Here is a 16,291-nt window from a genome sequence, read left to right as displayed (position 1 = left end):
TGGGAATGACAAAAGTAAAATCCCCCCTGCCCCCTCCGCCAGAGGCGGATAAATTTGTTAAAGGGGGCGAATATGTTTGGATTTTTTGGCGCGCCAGTCGGCTATTTTTTTATGGTTGCCGGAGAGGAGGACTTTTGGTACGCGAAATTTTTTGCCGTTAGCGATGAAAATTTCCGGCCGAGTGTATTGCGGGTGTTCTAGGATGCCGGGAATAGTGTGCGATTCAAATTTAGTGCTGTCCGCGTTGCCTAAGGCGCCAGGCAGTAGGCGAGTAATAGAATCCACTATGGCCATAGCGCCAATTTCGCCACCGGTTAAAACATAGTCGCCGATGGAAATTTCTTCATCAATAAATTTAGTGATTCTTTCGTCAACGCCTTCGTAGCGGCCGCAGATGAGAATGATATTATCTAATTTGGCGTGCGATTTAGCTAATTTCTGATTCCAAGTTTTACCTTTGGCGGAAAACAAAATGGTCCTAGTATCATGTATCAAGTATTTAGTATTAAGGAATTTTTTATTATTCTTAGCTACTTGATACTTTATACTTTCTACTGCCTTATATAGCGGTTCAATTTTCATAACCATGCCGGCGCCGCCGCCGAACGGCGTATCGTCTACGGTTTTATGCTTATCAGTCGTCCAATCGCGCAAGTTATGGATTTTTATGTTTATCAATTTATTGGTTTGTGCGCGCTTAAGAATGCTCTCGTTGAAATAAGAGTTAAAGATATGGGGGAAGATGGTGATGATGTGGAAAGTCATAGATGTGTAGCTATCTTTAGATTATTATAATAATTCGTGAGATTGCTTCGTCGCCTGATTACAGGCTTCTCGCAATGACAATACTTTTATTATAACAAAAAACCACAACGGTGTGTGGTTTTTTGCTTATATATCTAAGTTTGATGTTAGATTTTTAAATCATCAACAGATGAAGTGTCAATGCCGGCGCTTTCATTTTCAGTTCTGGCCGGTCGTCTTGAACCTTCCGGTTCATAGATTTTTAAATTAACGCGAGCATTGTTTTTAGCGCCAACGATCTTTAATAAAGTTCGGATGGCTTGAGCGGTCTGACCTTTTCGGCCAATAATGTAGCCCATGTCGGCCGGATCGGTTTTAAGCGTTAACAAAACTCCCATTTCGTCTACTGTTCTTTCCACTGATATTGCATCAGGGTTAGAGACAACTGACTTGGCGATGAACTCCAAGAATTCTTTATCGGTTGGTTGAGCAGCCATAGTTTTCTTTTTCTTGCAAAGCTGACTTTAAGGGTTAGCCCCTGTAAATATTTTCAGTCAGAATTGAAAGATCTCTTAATAATTAGACCCAAATTTATTGGGATTATGTTATTATAACATAAATTAAATATTTGTCAATATGCCGGGCAAAGCCAGTTTTAGGCGGCAGGTTGTTCGGTTTTTGGCTCTTCGGCTGGGGCTGGGGTTGGAGCAGCTTCTTCCATAGCCGGTTCGGCGGCAGTTTTAGCCGGAGCCGGGGCTTTTTTAGGCTTTCGATCTTTTGAAGCTTTTACCTTTTTGCCTTCAATAATTTTTTTCTCAATTAATAAATTGTTGACAGTGTTTGACATGCCGGCGCCTTTAGAAATCCAATGTTTGGTTTTTTCGGCGTCAATTTTTAGCTCTTTGGTGTGTGGATTGTAAGAGCCTAAAATTTCTAAAGAGCTGCCATAAAGATCTTTTTGCTTCTCCGAGATGATGACGCGGTATAGCGGCATATTCTTTTTGCCTACTCTTGATAGTCTGATAGTTAACATGTTTTTGTTGCTTATTAATTAATTTATAACAATGACGGTTATTGATGGATATTAGCCCAGTAATGGTTTTTTGTCAATCCACCCGAGGCGGATAAGTTTGGAGCGGGTAACGGGAATCGAACCCGTCTCTCCAGCTTGGAAGGCTAGCATAAAAGCCACTATACGATACCCGCCTACGCTTTTGCTACCGCAAAAGCTACGGCGGGCAAGCCCGCTTATTGTTGCGGCTTGCCCTCTGAAGCTTTAGCGAAAGAGGGTCGGGCTGCTGGGAATTGAACCCAGTCGACATGCTCCCAAAGCATGCGTACTACCGGTATACGACAGCCCGAGTTCAATTATTGTTTCTAGTGCCCCGGGTCAGAATCGAACTGACGACACAATGATTTTCAGTCATTTGCTCTACCACTGAGCTACCGAGGCTCAATTAACTTTCTATGTTGCGGGGGTGGGATTTGAACCCACGACCTCCAGGTTATGGGCCTGGCGAGCTGCCAACTGCTCTACCCCGCGATACTACGCTAAAGCTTCGTATCGCAAGCTTAGCGAATTAAACTAATCTTTTTTTAAAGAATGCATTACCAGATCCGGTTTTTAGATATTTTTCAAAGTTTGCGGCAATCTTTTTATTTTTAAATATTCCAATCCAAATAACTTTAATTAGTAATCTATATTTTGTATAATCAACTAAACTGTTTTTATGTTGTATTATTCTTTTTTTAATATTCTCAGTTAATCCAACATAATAGGTTTCGTCTGAGCAAAATAAAATATAAATATAATACATAGACAATCCTCTAATGGCTTGTCCTCCGTAGCTTCAGCGAAGGAGGGTGGGCAACGGAGGAGTTGAACCTCCGACCTCGACATTATCAGTGTCGCGCTCTAACCAACTGAGCTAGTTGCCCCAATAAAAAAACTGCTTCTAAATAGTTTAGGACCAGTCTTTTTATGATTTATCCTCCGTAGCTTAAGCGAAGGGGGACAAATAGGCCCATAAAACTATTTGTTTATTTTCTCGCAACTCGTAACCCATAACCCGTAACTCAATTAATAAATTATTTGAGTTGTGAGTTACGAGTTATGAGCTACGTGATTTTCAACACTAACAGGCGCTAACTCTTCGACTCTTTTGATTGTTCACCAAAAAATCTCCCTAGAAAGGAGGTGATCCATCCACAGCTTCCGCTACGGATGCCTTGTTACGACTTCGTCCCTATCATCGATCCTACCTTAGTACCTCTTACGAGGTCCTTCGGGTATTACCGACTCTCTTGACGTGACGGGCGGTGAGTACAAGACCCGAGAACGTATTCAACGTGACGTGGCTGATTCACGTTTACTAGCGATTCCAGCTTCATGAGGTCGAGTTGCAGACCTCAATCCGAACTGAGAGAAGTTTTAAAGGATTTGCTCCATCTTGCGATTTGGCGTCCCTTTGTGCTTCCCATTGTAGCACGTGTGTCGCCCAAGGTGTAAGAACCATGCTGATTTGACGTCATCCCCACCTTCCTCCCACTTAAAGCGGGCAGTTTCCTATGACACATGAAACATAGGATAGGGGTTGCGCTCGTTTCCCGAATTAACGGTACATCTCACGACACGAGCTGACGACAACCATGCAGCATCTGTCCGGCACCCTCGAAGGCTGCCCTGTTTCCAGGGCTCTGCAGCCGGATGTCAAACCTTGGTGAGGTTCCTCGCTTACTGTCGAATTAAACCACATGCTCCACCGCTTGTGCGGGTCCCCGTCTATTCCTTTGAGTTTTAAGCTTGCGCTCGTACTCCCCAGGCGGAATGCTTAAGGTGTTAACTTAGGTAGACAGCACTGGAAGGGTCGATACTTCCAATGCTCAGCATTCATCGTTTACGGCGTGGACTACTGGGGTATCTAATCCCATTCGCTCCCCACGCTTTCGTACCTTAGTGTCAGAACCGTTCTAGTAAGCTGTCTTCACATTTGGTGTTCTTGCTGATATTAACGGATTTAACCCCTACACCAGCAATTCCACTTACCTTTCCCGGTCTCCAGTTTAGCCATCTCTCCCGCAGACCCGAGGTTGAGCCTCGGGATTTAACAGGAGATGCGATAAACCACCTACGTACGCTTTACGCCCAATAAATCCGGATAACGCTTGGGGCACTCGTATTACCGCTGCTGCTGGCACGAGTTTAGCAGCCCCTTATTCAACCGGTACCGTCATAGATTCTTCCCGGTTAAAAGCACTTTACACCCCGAAGGGTTTCTTCATGCACGCGACGTCGCTCCCTCAGCCTTTCGGCCATTGGGGAATATTCTTGACTGCAGCCTCCCGTAGGAGTCTGGGCAGTATCTCAGTCCCAGTGAGGCGGGTCGATCTCTCAATCCCGCTACCCGTCATTGCCTTGGTGAGCCATTACCTCACCAACTAGCTGATAGGCCATAGGCCTTTCCCGAAGCGATAAATCTTTAAGCGAGAATGACTTTAGTCCCCTCGCTTCCATCATGTATTAGACCCGCTTTCGCAGGCTTATTCATGACTTCGGGGTAAGTTACCAATGTGTTACGCACCCGTTTACCGGTGTCCGTATTGCTACGGACCCCTCGATTTGCATGCCTTAGACACGTCGCCAGCGTTCATCCTGAGCCAGGATCAAACTCTCAATAAGTTTTTATTCAGGTTGCTCCTGCTTAACTTTTTTTACATGGATTTAGCCATGTTCAATATATATTTCTTACGAAGATAAATATTGAAATATTTGAAGAAATTAATCTCCAGATTTATTCTTCCCCGGTTTAATAAAAAACCGGAGAAAAGTTAGAATTAGCGCCTGTTAGTATTGAAATTTGCTCTTTATCTATTCGCCGGGGGGCGAATTTTCAGAGCCTTACTCTTGTGGAAATATTAATGCTGCTTATCGCAATTTCGAAACCTCTGATCGAAATTGTTCCACAGAGTAGATTTAATTGTTAAGTTGCGTCTTTTGCTTTTAGCGAAAGAAAAAAACAGGGATATTTGCCCAAGCAACTATCACTGTTTTTTTCTTCATGTGTTTTCAAGTTGTGCCTGTTATTTATTCAGTTAATTTTTCATTTATGAATAAATTTATATTGTATTGTAATATTAAAGAAAATCTTTATAAATGTCAAGGGCTAAGGCCTTTTTATTTAATATTATTAAATTTTATAATATTTTTGGCTAATTTTAGAGTATTAAATTAATCTGAAAAAATTACTTAAGCCGGCATGGATAATATAATGCACAGGTTTTAAACAAGCTATGCCCCCCGCACGCCTATAAATAGGCGAAGGGATAAACTTATTTCCTGAAAAATTCAGCCGCTTCTTCGGGTTCTACGGAGTTTATTATAAGCCCGGAGCCAAGCTCAATGCCGGCCCAGACGCTGTCGCGCGGCTGGATTTTTAAATAAAAATGCTGTTCTTTTTCGGAAACAGACTGATGCAGGAAATAATTAAAAGATAAATCTAGTTCGCTTAATTTTATCAAGATTTTTTTTAATGATTTGGCGAATGATTTAAATTCGCCGTCATTCAGTTTGGTTATGTTGTCTAAATGGCGCTTGGTGAAAATCCAGCTTTCATAATGGTATTGGCTGGCGTAAGGCGCGAAGGCGGCGATATATTTATCTTCGTAAATTTTTCTGGGCGATTTCATTTCCTTTTTTATAACGTCGCAGTAAGGGCAGGTTTTATGGTTGAGCTGGTATTCATGAGATAATTTTAATTCTTCTTTAATTTCCGAGGGCATGATATCGGTGGCGAAAATCTGGGAATGGGCGTGCACGATGGAAGCGCCGGCTTTTGAGCCTTGGTTTTTAAAGCATAAAACATATTCAATGTTTTTTATATTGCATAAAGCCGCGGTGCGCTTAGCGTACATTCTTAAAAGCTGCTCAATCTGCGCCTCGCTTAAATCATGGAGTTCTTTTTCATGATCAGGGGTTTCAATCACTACTTCTTGCGCTCCGTAAGCTTTTTTATTGTCCAGCGTCACGGCCGGAAAGATATTTTTGACGCTTAATATTCTGCCTTCCGGGCCGTTAATTTCATCAACAATATTTTTTTTGTCTATTTTTTCCGGGCAAAACGGGCAATCGGAAACGCGGGAAATAATGGTCTGCTCCCTAATATCGCGCGGGCGCTTGGCGCGGCCGGGCGTAATGATGACATATTTATCTAATAAATAGTCTTTGCGTATTTCGGATTTTAACATATTTTATCGCTTATAATTATAATTCTATTATAGTATGTCTAGTCTATTGTGGCAAAGACAGCAAACAAAAACACCCCTTTTTAAAGGAGTGTTTTTTATGTGAAGGAATTTAGAGATTGCTTCGTCGCCCGAGTACGGGCTCGCTCGCAATGACAAATACTTCTGGATTCCTGCCTACGCAGGAATGACGGTATGGGGCGGCAAATTAATATCTGTCTCTGTTTCTGCCGCCTCTGCTCCCGCGATCACCGCCGCCGAAGGATGGACGCCCGCCATTGCCGAAAGCTCCCATTTCTTGTTTGCCTTTGCCGTCTTTCCAAAGATGCTCGTTTTCCGGCAGGTCTTTTAAGCTTAGATTGATTCGACCCATGTCGTCTATTTCAATAATTTTAACCGTTACCTCGTCGCCGATGTTTATGAAATCAGCCGGTCGGCCGACTCGGTACGGAGCAAGTTCGGAAACGTGCGCCATGCCGTCTTTGCTCGGAGTTAATGAAATAAAAGCGCCGAAATCCATTAAGCGGACGACTTTGCCTTTAAAAATTTCGCCCGGCTCAAAGTCGCGCACGATATTTTTAATCCAGTCTACGGCTTCAATTACTTTGGCCGCGTCAGTGCCGCAGACCATAACCAATCCGTCATCGTCTATATCAATCGAAACGCCGGTCGCGGCAATGATTTCGTTAATGACTTTGCCGCCGGTGCCGATAACTTCCCTGATGCGATCCGGTTCAATATGAAAACTGGTAATGCGCGGAGCGTAAGGCGATAAATCAGCCCTTGGCTTATCAATGGCTTTATTCATGGCCGAGAGAACTTCCAGTCTGGCTTTTTTTGATTGGGTAATGGTTTTGGTAATCATTTCTTCGGTTAAGCCGTTGGTTTTTGTGTCTAATTGAATAGCGGTTATGCCGTCGGCCGTGCCGGTGATTTTAAAGTCCATACCGCCGGCGCCGTCTTCTAAGTCCTGGATATCGGTTAAAATTTCCCATTGGCTCATATCTTCGTTAGAGGCTAGTCCCATGGCAATACCGGCCACGGTTTTTTTAATCGGCACGCCCGCGTCCATTAAAGCCAAACTTGAACCGCAGGTCGCGGCCATAGAAGACGAGCCGTTTGAGCCCAAAGTTTCCGAGACTACGCGGATAGTATAAGGGAATTCTTCTTTGGTCGGCAAAACCGGCACTAAAGCTTTTTCCGCTAAAGCGCCATGCCCGATTTCTCTTCGTCCGGTTGATCTTATCGGCCTGGCTTCGCCGACCGAGAATGGGGCGAAGTTATAATGATGCATATAGCGTTTAGTGCCAACGCCTTCCAGGCCTTCTAGAGATTGTTCCATGCCGGGAGCGCCTAAAGTAACGATGGATAAAACTTGGGTTTCGCCGCGGTTGAATAAGCCGGAGCCGTGGATGCGCGGCAATACGCTGACTTCGGCGGATAAATTTCTGATTTCGTCAAGTTTCCGGCCGTCAACTCTTTTTTTGTCTTTAAGGATCGCGCGGGTGACTTCAGTCTCAACCATCTCGTCAACTAAATGGCCGATGGCGGCCGCGCGCTTGTCTTTACTGATATTTTGATCAAATAAATATTGGTCCAAGCCTTCTTTAATCGCGGCTACGGCCGATTTTCTTTCGCCTTTGGTATAATGAGTTTTATCAAATAAAATTTTAGCGATATTTTCATCAAGCCAAGCTTTAGCGGTAGCAAAGATTTTTTCCATTTCTTCGGCCGCGGCGATTTCGTCCGAGCCGACTAATTTTTTAGCGGCCGGTTTTTTCGTTACCGCGACATTTTTTTTCACTTCCTTTATTAAATCAATGGCAGCTTGCAGATTTTTTTGCCCGACATTAATCGCCTCTATCATATCGCTTTCTGTTATTTCTTTGCCCTCGGCTTCAATCATAATGACTTTGGCGCCGGTGCCGGCCACGATTAGATCCATATCGCTGATTATTCTTTCCTCGTAAGTCGGGTTAAAAATATATTGGCCTTCAACTCGCCCGACTCTAACCCCGGCGATCGGCCCGTGCCAGTTTAAGCCGGCGATGGACAAAGCGGCTGAAGCCGCGACTAAGGAAACGATGTCATAATCGTTTTTCCCGTCGGCGGATAAAACCGTAATCATCACCTGCACGTCTTTTTTTGAATCAGCGCCGAAGAGCGGCCTGATAGAGCGGTCAATCATGCGCCCGGTTAAAACCGCTTCGTCGGACGGACGGCCTTCGCGCTTAATCCAGCGCGAGCCTTTAATAATGCCGGCGGCGTAGAGTTTTTCTTCAAATTCAACCATCAGCGGGAAAAAATCAATGCCTTCCCGTTCGGTTTTAGCCTCCACAACGGTCGCTAAAACAGACGTATCGCCGTATTGCACGGTCACGGCGGCGTCAGCTTGTCTGGCCAATTTGCCAGTTTTAATAGTGAGAGTGCGGCCAAGCCAGTCGCAACTGAATGTTTGTTCGTTCATACTTTTGTGCTTGGCCGACAAACTACAGAACTATGGTTAAGCCACAGTACTATCTGTTCGCAGGTCAAGCGTTAATTATTATTTATTTCAATAAGTATCTTTTGTCTTCGCTTAAATTTGTAAAATCATCGGCTTCTTCAATTAATTTGCTTGAGGTGGTTTGGCGGAAAGCCATAATTTCCACTAAACAGCCTTTGGTGTTCTGCAAAAAATTTACTAACGGTATGTAGTCGCCGTCGCCGGTGACTAAAATTATAACATCTAATTTTTCCGCCAGTTTAATGGCGTCAACCGTAATGCCAACGTCCCAATCGGCCTTTTTAGCGCCGCCGGCGAAAATCTGCAAATCTTTCATTTTAACTTCAAAGCCTTGCTGGCTTAAAGCTTCAAAAAAAGCATTGCCTTCTTCGTTTTCGGTTTTTATAACATAAGCTGTAGCCCGAATCAACTTTCTGCCGGCGATGGCTGTCTTTAAAATTTCTTTAAAATTAGTTCTTCTTTTATAGAGGTTTTTAGCGCTATGGTACATGTTGGAAACATCAACTAAAACGCCGATTCTCTGCTCCTTGTGTTTTATCATAAATAGTTATTTTTGCCGGATAAAAATTTTGGTTTTTCACTTAGACGAAATTTGGGTATTTTTTTTCAAGAAAAATACTACAATTTCGTATGCGCTCAAAACCAAAATTTTTATCCGGCGCTTTTTATTCTTCGTCTTCTTTATTTTTATGGTCTTCGGCTTCGGCTCGCTCATTTTCCGCTTCTTCGGCCTGCTCGGCTTTTAATTCTTGCTTGGCTAAAATTTCATCCTCAATTTTTTGCCTGACTTCTTCGTCTTCAATCATCTTTTTGGCGATTCTTAATTTTAAGGCCTTAGCCAGTTCGTCAAAAGCTTCTTTATCTTCTTTTTGCAGATATTTCAACAGGCGCCTGCGCTCGCCGACTTTTTTTAGAAGGCCGCGTCTTGAAGAATGGTCATGCTTGTGCTTTTTCAAGTGTTCGGTCAATTGCTTGATTTCTTCGGTTAAAATGGCGATTTGCACCTGCGAAGATCCGGTATCGGTGTCATGGATCTTAAACTTGTTGATGATTTTTTGCTTGGCTTTTTTGTCTAACATGTTGGCTTTGGCCCAGACCGAGACAGGGAGACAAAACCCTGACCAAGACTGGGTACTGTTATTTTTTAATAAATTATGAGCTAAGACTAACATAAATTGTAAAAAATTGCAAGGTGTCGTAAAATAACAATATATGGATAAGGTAATAAATAATTTTTTGGAATATTTAGAGGTGGAAAAAGGCTTATCGCGCATCACGGTTAGTAATTATGCGTTTTATTTGAAAAGATTTGCCGGTTTTGCTAAAGAATCTGGCGTGGTTAATGCCGTTAAAATTAGCAAAGAATTAGTACATAAATACAGGTTATGGCTAAATCGCCTGAACAATGCTAAAAACGAGGGATTGAAAAAAAATACGCAAAATTATCATTTAATCGCTTTGCGCGGTTTTTTAAAGTATTTGGTTAAAAACGACATAAAATCGCTGGAGCCGGAGAAAGTGGAATTGGCCAAGCAGGAGCAAAGGCAAGTTGATTTTTTAGAAGGCGCGGATTTAGTGAGGATTTTAGAAGCGCCGTTTAAGATTGAATCGCCGGAAATTATTAAAAAGCGCGACAAGGCTATTCTGGAATTATTTTTTTCCACCGGCCTTAGAGTTTCCGAGTTATGCAAATTAAAAATTGAGAACATTAATTTAAAAAAAGACGAGTTTACGGTGCGCGGCAAAGGTTCTAAATTACGCGTGGTGTTTTTATCCGATGATGCCAAGCGGGCGATTGAGGAATATTTAAAATCCCGATTAGATACGAACCCCTATTTATTTACGAGCCATGATAAAGCGGCTTCTGGTCGTGATACGCAAGATGGCCTGACCCCTCGCAGTGTTCAGCGCTTAGTGCAGAAATATTCAAAAATCGCCGGCATTACCAAGGAAGTGACGCCGCATACTATGCGCCATAGCTATGCTACTGATCTTTTAATGAATGGCGCGGATATCAGGAGCGTGCAGGCTATGCTCGGCCATGCCTCCATTACCACCACGCAAGTTTATACCCATATTACCGATCAGCAGTTGCGCGACGTGCATAAAGCGTTTCACGGAAGACATAGGAAATGATATTGCCGCATGAATGTTTACGATTTATTTATGAAATTTTCTACTGCGGAACTCGCCCCGCTGCCGTGGGGCTCAAACAGTCCTCGCACGAAAATTTCATAAATAAATCGTAAACAATAATAATTATCAATTATTGTTTTGACAAATCATGTTTAAATCGGTAGTATTTTGGTATTGCTGAAAATTGGCAATTTTATTTTATGGTTATTTTATGCTCCCATAGTTCCCCCTGCGCTTATGCTCCGGGGACAAGCAGGCTAGAGTAAACGCTTGCGTAAGAGATATTTGTTTAATTAAATTTTAGTCTAAATCGAGCGCCCATAGTTCAATGGATAGAACACCAGCCTTCTAAGCTGGATATGTTGGTCCGATTCCAACTGGGCGTACTAGTTGAATTTTTTAGGTAATTAGTTATACTAATCATATCAGGAAAGTCCTCGTGCGATTCGAGGCGCTGTGCCGCAGCTGTAATGTCCGCCGTGATGGTGGAACAAGCCAGAATGCTGATAATCAGCTAATATCACGATTTTTCTTCGAGCAAAGAAAATAGATTTAATTTTTTATTAAATTTATAATACCCGCTCGAAAGGCGGGTTTTTGTTTATGAGAACTAAATATTTAGCGATAATTTTTATTTTATTTTTGCTGATAGCCTTAGCTAGCGGTTTAGTAATTTTTTTAACTGAAGAAAAAGGCGAGCCGGTCGTAAATGAGCAGGCCGGCGCGGTTGAGAAGAGAACTGAACCGGCAGTGACCGGACCGGACGAGGTAGCGCCTACCGCTTTGGAAGAAGTTGTTAAGCCGGAAAAAACCGAAGCGCCTAAGCCGGTGATTGCGCCGACCGAAGAAAAAATCAAAGTAGTAATGATAATCAGCGGAGTAAAATATGAAGCCGCGGTAAAGCTCGGCGGTTCGGTCTATGATTTAATGAATATATTAAATCAAGAAAACAAAATCAATTTTTCCGGCAAAAATTATTCGGGTTTGGGTTTTTTTATGGAAGAAATTAACGGCGTGAAAAATAATCCGGCCGGAGCCAATTGGCTGTATTATGTTAATGGCCAGCCGGCGCAAACCGGCGTGTCTAATTATGAATTAAAAAATAATGACACGATAGAATGGAAGTATGAAAATAAATCATTTTGATTAATATAAATATTTCTGGATCCCCGCCTTCGCGGGGATGACAGATGCATGAGTATGAAGAAAAATCTTTTTAAAATTTGTTATTTTATTTTTACGTTTGCGTTAGCATTTTGGTTTTTTACTGACATAGCTAAAGCCGATACGGCCACGACGACTATCAGGCTGCAAATAAAAACCAACGACGCCAGCCTGTATGACCAAAGCATTGATGTAATCGCTTGCGCCGACAGCGTTAGCGCCAGCACTACTTCGGTTAATGCCAAGTGCGCGGTTGAGCAATCAGGGATAATAAGCGACTTTGGCTGGTGGGGCGACGATATATTTTTAAATTCCCTTGGCGGTTATGTAAATAATGACGCGGGCAACGGAGTCTATTGGGCTTGGTTTAGTGACTTGGAATATGGCTTAACGGCGCTGAACAAACACATGCTGGCTAACGGCGAAGAATTATTGTTAACCTATAATATCAATCCGTTAAAAATTTCTACGGATAATGCTTCGCCTTATGTTAATGCCACTTCTACCATAACGGTGGAGCAGTTTGGCTTAGACGCCAGCTGGAATCCGGCTTGGTCTTTAGCCGCTTCCAGCGCTTTAATGATCGGCGGCGAGGAGCTGGAAAATGTAAGCGGAATTTATGAATATACGGCTACCACGACAGCGCCGATTTTAATTTATGGCAAAAAAAGCGGTTATATTAACAGCGCTGAAGTTACTATTACGGCGCAGGCAAGACAGGAAGAAAATAATAGCCAAGATCAAGACCAGCCAAGCGGCGGCGGCATAATTTTACCGCCTGCGTCCGGCGGCGGTTCCGCGGTTGTTCCGCCTTTAAAGGTTGATTTAGGCAAGGCCATAGATTTTTTAATCGCTAAACAAGGCTCTGACGGCTCTTTCGGCGCTGTTTTGCAATCCGATTGGGCGGCTATAGCTCTAGCCTCGGCCAACTCCAATGGTTCGGCCGCGCAAAAAATTAAAAATTATTTATTGGCCGACCCTGATCCGTTAGCCGGCATGAATTTAGCGTCGGATTATTCGCGCCGCGCCATGGCTTTAATGTCTTTAAATATCAATCCCTATAACGGCGTAAAAACAAATTATATAAATAAAATAATTGATTTGTTTGACGGCCAGCAGTTCGGCGACGCTTCATTATATAATGACGATATTTTCGCGCTGTTGGTTTTAAGCAAAGCCGGTTACGCGGCTGACGAGGAAGTAATAAAAAAAACAGCGGATTTCATAATAGCTAAACAGCAAGCCGACGGTTCCTGGGGCAGTTCTGATTTAACGGCCGCCGCCATACAAGCTCTGGCCTCCGCGCCATCTTTAAGCGGCGTTGCGCCGGCTTTGCAAAAAGCCAGAAATTTTTTATTGAACGCCCAGGGCGCCGACGGCGGTTTTGGCAGCACTTATGCCACGGCTTGGGCTATGCAGGCTCTAGCGGCTTTAGGCGAATCTAGCGATGCCTGGCAAAAAAATAATAATACGCCGGAAAGCTATTTAGCTTTAAGCCAGGGCGCTGACGGCGGTTTAGAAAAAGAAAACGCCTATGAGGCTAATCGCCTCTGGTCAACCGCTTACGCCATACCGGCGGCGCAGGGTAAGCCGTGGCTTAATATTATGCAAAATTTTTCCAAACTGGCCGCGCCGAGCCTGACTGAAGTGCCGGCTGATAATATTGACGTAGTTGAAAATGAAATCGCCACCTCAACTTTAGAAAAGTTAGATATAGCCACCTCATCGCCTAAAGATTTAATTACAGCCAGCAGTACGGAAAGTTTGCTTCAGGCTGAAGCTAACGAAGAAAAGGCCAGGTCAGAAACGGTTAAAACCATAAGCGTTGCCGTTAAGCCGGTAAAGCAAGTTACGCCGAAAGTGCTGTCCGCGAAAATAACCTCGCTAAAGCCGACTGTTGTCGTGAATAATATAGCTAGTAAGAAATCAGGCCAGGAGATGGCAGAAAATAAAACCGCGTCAACTACGATTAATAATGTAATTCAGGCTCAGGCTCAAAATAATGGCGTTATCGTTAAAGTAACAGCTAAAGAAAAAATTAATGCCGTGGCTAAAAAAGCATTATATGTTGCCGGCGCAGGCGCTATTATCGCCGGAATTTTTTTAGGGTTGAAATTGCTGTTGCTTCTGCTATAATTAAATTATAAATATAATTTTATGAAAAAGTATCTGCCAGCGTTAGTTTTAATTATTTTAGGCATCGCGGCCAGGTTTTTACCCCACCCGGCTAATTTCGCGCCAATCGGGGCAATCGCGATTTTTTCCGGATTATATCTTCCGAAGAAATGGGCGCTTATTCTGCCTTTAGCCGCCATGTTTTTCAGCGATTTGTTCATCGGTTTTTACGGCTGGCCGATTATGCTGTCGGTTTATTCAAGTTTCACGGTTATGGGTTTAATCGGCCTATTAGTCAGGCGGAACAAAAAATTAAGCACGGTTTTAGGCGGTACGATTTTAGGCAGTGTGATATTTTATTTAATGACAAACGGAGCGGTCTGGGCGTTCGGCTCTCTTTATCCGCAGACCGCGGCCGGATTGCTACAAAGTTATTATATGGCCGTTCCTTTTTTTAGGAACAGCCTGCTCGGCGATTTATTTTATACCGGAGCTTTAGTCGGCGCCTGTGAGTTTAGCTTGGCGTTATTATATAAAGAAAAGAAAGTAACGGCGATGGTGTAATCATTGACTTTTTAGCAAATTCTGTTATATTATAAAAGTTGCCGCAAGGCAACTTTTATTTAAAAAAACCATGGTGGCTGGCTATAGTACAATGGTAGGACATAAGTTTAATCCACAAGACAGTACATTGACATTGCGAGTTAATTTTGATATTATTAATGGTATATGCCTATAGCAAAATGTAAAATTTGTAAAAAAGAATTTTATATTAAACCAAGCCATTTAAAACTGGGTTATGGTAAATACTGTTCGAGAAAATGCAAATATTTAGGGCAAAGAAAAGGTAAGTATGTTCTTTGTGAAATTTGCGGTCAGGAAACATGGAAAACGCCAAAGGCATTGAAAATTTCAAAGAGCGGGAAGTTTTTTTGCAGCAAGAAATGCCAGACTATTTGGAGAAATAAATATTATATTGGCAAACTTCATTCAAATTGGCAAGGCGGTGAATTCACTTATTATCGCGTTATGAAAGAGAGTAAAATCCCAATAAAATGTAAATTATGCGGCTTGGATGATAAAAGAGTTCTAATTATACATCATAAAGATTGTAATAGAAAAAATTATAAGATTAATAATTTAGTTTGGCTGTGTCGCAATTGCCATTATTTGGTTCATAATAAAAATGTGAAAGTAAAATAAGATATTATCATGGTGGGTATAGTTCAACGGCTAGAACTCTTGCTTGTGGTGCAAGAAATCTGGGTTCGATTCCCAGTACCTACCCCAAAAAAGGAACAGCACTTTTAAAAAGGTGTTGTTTTTATTTTATAAAAATTGGGGCGGATGATAGCATGGCTACACCGCCCCGGAAGTTTTGCCGCCTAGTTTTTAGGCAATGCAATCATCGTTGTTGCAACTGCAACGTTTTATCCATTGGTCTCAAACGAACACTTCGAACTCAGTTTCATCGCCTTTCTCGCATACTGGGCATTTGTTTCCTGTTGGGACAACGTTTCGCACCCTTGGGCCTTCAAAATAACTTTTTTCCATGGCATTATCCTCCCCCCTAGAAATGTTAATTGGATAATGACGAGATTATATGAATTAATATTTTTATTTTACTCTAAAATTAGAAAAGAGTAAAATATTCAGGAGAATATTTAAATTAACATTTAAGTAAATATTTAAAAATACGTATTAACAAATAAGTTTACGTATGTTAATATTAATATATAAATAATAAATATTAAAATTATGAAAAAATTATTAATTTTAACTGTTTTTTTGCCATTATTGGCGATTACCGGCTGTACCAGAGAAACAAAACGCACTAGTGAAACTCCGGCGGTAATTCCGCCCCAACAAGAAGAAAATAACGCGGAGCCGCTGATTGGCGGGGATAAAGACGAGCATGGCTGTCTCGGCCCGGCCGGCTATCAATGGTGCGAAGTTAAAAATAAATGTTTGCGAATTTGGGAAGAAGCGTGCTACGCTGGCGCGGAGCAGGAAATCCAATATCGGCTGGCGCAGAAATATAACAAGCCGGCGGCTGACGTTACCGTAACGGCCACAAAAAAATCCGCCGACTATATGGTCGGCAAAGTTTCTTTCGCGGCCAAAGGCCTGCCGGCCGGGGGAGCAGGCGGATTATTTTTAGCGGCCAGGCAGGGTAATATGTGGGAGTTGGTTTATGACGGCAACGGCAGTATTGATTGCGAAAGCATTAAATTAGATTATCAGTTTCCCGCCGACATGCTCGCGGGCTTTTGCGATTAAAATATTAGACGGATAATATAAAAATCGCTCGGTAAAATGCCGGGCGATTTTTTATATTGACATAAAACAATTATTATGATAATTTTTATTGAAGTTTAAAAATCG

At 42.4% G+C, this 16,291-nt stretch carries 13 protein-coding genes, 7 tRNA genes, 1 rRNA gene and 1 pseudogene; 8 read left to right on the top strand and 14 right to left on the bottom strand.

The window, feature by feature from the left end; genetic code table 11:
• Positions 1–57: 57 nt before the first annotated feature.
• From trmD to rpsO, 14 genes and pseudogenes are all read right to left on the bottom strand, one after another.
• Positions 58–765: a tRNA (guanosine(37)-N1)-methyltransferase TrmD gene (trmD, locus tag WC639_01725; protein MFA6306499.1), complete on the bottom strand. Its 708-nt coding sequence runs from the start codon at positions 763–765 to the stop codon at positions 58–60.
• A 146-nt stretch (positions 766–911) separates the two neighbouring features.
• Positions 912–1,241: a KH domain-containing protein gene (locus WC639_01720; GenBank protein MFA6306498.1), complete on the bottom strand. Its 330-nt coding sequence runs from the start codon at positions 1,239–1,241 to the stop codon at positions 912–914.
• A 158-nt stretch (positions 1,242–1,399) separates the two neighbouring features.
• Positions 1,400–1,777: a 30S ribosomal protein S16 gene (rpsP, locus tag WC639_01715; GenBank protein MFA6306497.1), complete on the bottom strand. Its 378-nt coding sequence runs from the start codon at positions 1,775–1,777 to the stop codon at positions 1,400–1,402.
• A gap of 98 nt (positions 1,778–1,875) precedes the next feature.
• Positions 1,876–1,950: transfer RNA gene (locus WC639_01710), tRNA-Gly, on the bottom strand.
• 84 nt (positions 1,951–2,034) lie between these two features.
• Positions 2,035–2,105, bottom strand: a tRNA-Pro gene (locus WC639_01705).
• A 20-nt stretch (positions 2,106–2,125) separates the two neighbouring features.
• A tRNA-Phe gene (locus tag WC639_01700) sits at positions 2,126–2,197 on the bottom strand.
• A gap of 17 nt (positions 2,198–2,214) precedes the next feature.
• A tRNA-Met gene (locus WC639_01695) sits at positions 2,215–2,287 on the bottom strand.
• Between the two features lie 37 nt (positions 2,288–2,324).
• Positions 2,325–2,561: a GIY-YIG nuclease family protein gene (locus WC639_01690; GenBank protein ID MFA6306496.1), complete on the bottom strand. Its 237-nt coding sequence runs from the start codon at positions 2,559–2,561 to the stop codon at positions 2,325–2,327.
• Positions 2,562–2,608: 47 nt separating this feature from the next.
• Positions 2,609–2,682, bottom strand: a tRNA-Ile gene (locus WC639_01685).
• 252 nt (positions 2,683–2,934) lie between these two features.
• A 16S ribosomal RNA gene (locus tag WC639_01680) occupies positions 2,935–4,423 on the bottom strand.
• A 650-nt stretch (positions 4,424–5,073) separates the two neighbouring features.
• Positions 5,074–5,988, bottom strand: a complete 915-nt coding sequence (gene galT / locus WC639_01675) for a galactose-1-phosphate uridylyltransferase (GenBank protein ID MFA6306495.1) — start codon at positions 5,986–5,988, stop codon at positions 5,074–5,076.
• A gap of 205 nt (positions 5,989–6,193) precedes the next feature.
• A complete protein-coding gene (locus WC639_01670; protein ID MFA6306494.1) occupies positions 6,194–8,452 on the bottom strand; it encodes a polyribonucleotide nucleotidyltransferase in 2,259 nt (752 codons plus the stop codon).
• An 82-nt stretch (positions 8,453–8,534) separates the two neighbouring features.
• Entirely contained in the window at positions 8,535–9,032 is a 498-nt protein-coding gene (locus WC639_01665) for an NYN domain-containing protein (GenBank protein MFA6306493.1), read from the bottom strand.
• 277 nt (positions 9,033–9,309) lie between these two features.
• A pseudogene (gene rpsO / locus WC639_01660) lies at positions 9,310–9,570 on the bottom strand (30S ribosomal protein S15).
• A gap of 133 nt (positions 9,571–9,703) precedes the next feature.
• Here rpsO and xerA point away from each other — a divergent pair.
• From xerA to WC639_01620, 8 genes are all read left to right on the top strand, one after another.
• Positions 9,704–10,627, top strand: coding sequence for a site-specific tyrosine recombinase/integron integrase (xerA, locus tag WC639_01655; protein MFA6306492.1), 924 nt, complete (start codon positions 9,704–9,706; stop codon positions 10,625–10,627).
• Positions 10,628–10,941: 314 nt separating this feature from the next.
• Positions 10,942–11,013: transfer RNA gene (locus tag WC639_01650), tRNA-Arg, on the top strand.
• Between the two features lie 217 nt (positions 11,014–11,230).
• The gene (locus WC639_01645; GenBank protein ID MFA6306491.1) at positions 11,231–11,773 is read left to right on the top strand and encodes a DUF4430 domain-containing protein; all 543 of its coding nucleotides are present in this window, start codon (positions 11,231–11,233) and stop codon (positions 11,771–11,773) included.
• 54 nt (positions 11,774–11,827) lie between these two features.
• On the top strand, positions 11,828–13,927 hold the full coding sequence (locus tag WC639_01640; protein MFA6306490.1) for a prenyltransferase/squalene oxidase repeat-containing protein: 2,100 nt from the start codon (positions 11,828–11,830) through the stop codon (positions 13,925–13,927).
• Positions 13,928–13,948: 21 nt separating this feature from the next.
• Positions 13,949–14,470, top strand: coding sequence for a DUF6580 family putative transport protein (locus tag WC639_01635; GenBank protein MFA6306489.1), 522 nt, complete (start codon positions 13,949–13,951; stop codon positions 14,468–14,470).
• Positions 14,471–14,635: 165 nt separating this feature from the next.
• Positions 14,636–15,109 (top strand): HNH endonuclease signature motif containing protein, encoded by a 474-nt coding sequence (locus tag WC639_01630; protein ID MFA6306488.1) that lies wholly within the window; start codon positions 14,636–14,638, stop codon positions 15,107–15,109.
• Between the two features lie 12 nt (positions 15,110–15,121).
• A tRNA-His gene (locus WC639_01625) sits at positions 15,122–15,196 on the top strand.
• Positions 15,197–15,664: 468 nt separating this feature from the next.
• The gene (locus WC639_01620) at positions 15,665–16,186 is read left to right on the top strand and encodes a hypothetical protein (protein MFA6306487.1); all 522 of its coding nucleotides are present in this window, start codon (positions 15,665–15,667) and stop codon (positions 16,184–16,186) included.
• Positions 16,187–16,291 lie beyond the last annotated feature (105 nt).

The organism is Patescibacteria group bacterium, from assembly GCA_041662965.1.
GTDB lineage: Bacteria > Patescibacteriota > Patescibacteriia > Patescibacteriales > GWC2-42-12 > JACPHD01.
The sequence above is the reverse complement of the archived record's forward strand: the minus strand, read 5'-3'. Positions and strand labels throughout refer to the sequence as shown.

Excerpts from the sequence above, each read along its gene's own strand:
- trmD (MFA6306499.1), bottom strand. The coding sequence starts at position 765 with ATGACTTTCCACATCATCACCATCTTCCCCCATATCTTTAACTCTTAT.
- WC639_01720 (MFA6306498.1), bottom strand. The coding sequence starts at position 1,241 with ATGGCTGCTCAACCAACCGATAAAGAATTCTTGGAGTTCATCGCCAAG.
- rpsP (MFA6306497.1), bottom strand. The coding sequence starts at position 1,777 with ATGTTAACTATCAGACTATCAAGAGTAGGCAAAAAGAATATGCCGCTA.
- WC639_01690 (MFA6306496.1), bottom strand. The coding sequence starts at position 2,561 with ATGTATTATATTTATATTTTATTTTGCTCAGACGAAACCTATTATGTT.
- galT (MFA6306495.1), bottom strand. The coding sequence starts at position 5,988 with ATGTTAAAATCCGAAATACGCAAAGACTATTTATTAGATAAATATGTC.
- WC639_01670 (MFA6306494.1), bottom strand. The coding sequence starts at position 8,452 with ATGAACGAACAAACATTCAGTTGCGACTGGCTTGGCCGCACTCTCACT.
- WC639_01665 (MFA6306493.1), bottom strand. The coding sequence starts at position 9,032 with ATGATAAAACACAAGGAGCAGAGAATCGGCGTTTTAGTTGATGTTTCC.
- xerA (MFA6306492.1), top strand. The coding sequence starts at position 9,704 with ATGGATAAGGTAATAAATAATTTTTTGGAATATTTAGAGGTGGAAAAA.
- WC639_01645 (MFA6306491.1), top strand. The coding sequence starts at position 11,231 with ATGAGAACTAAATATTTAGCGATAATTTTTATTTTATTTTTGCTGATA.
- WC639_01640 (MFA6306490.1), top strand. The coding sequence starts at position 11,828 with ATGAAGAAAAATCTTTTTAAAATTTGTTATTTTATTTTTACGTTTGCG.
- WC639_01635 (MFA6306489.1), top strand. The coding sequence starts at position 13,949 with ATGAAAAAGTATCTGCCAGCGTTAGTTTTAATTATTTTAGGCATCGCG.
- WC639_01630 (MFA6306488.1), top strand. The coding sequence starts at position 14,636 with ATGCCTATAGCAAAATGTAAAATTTGTAAAAAAGAATTTTATATTAAA.
- WC639_01620 (MFA6306487.1), top strand. The coding sequence starts at position 15,665 with ATGAAAAAATTATTAATTTTAACTGTTTTTTTGCCATTATTGGCGATT.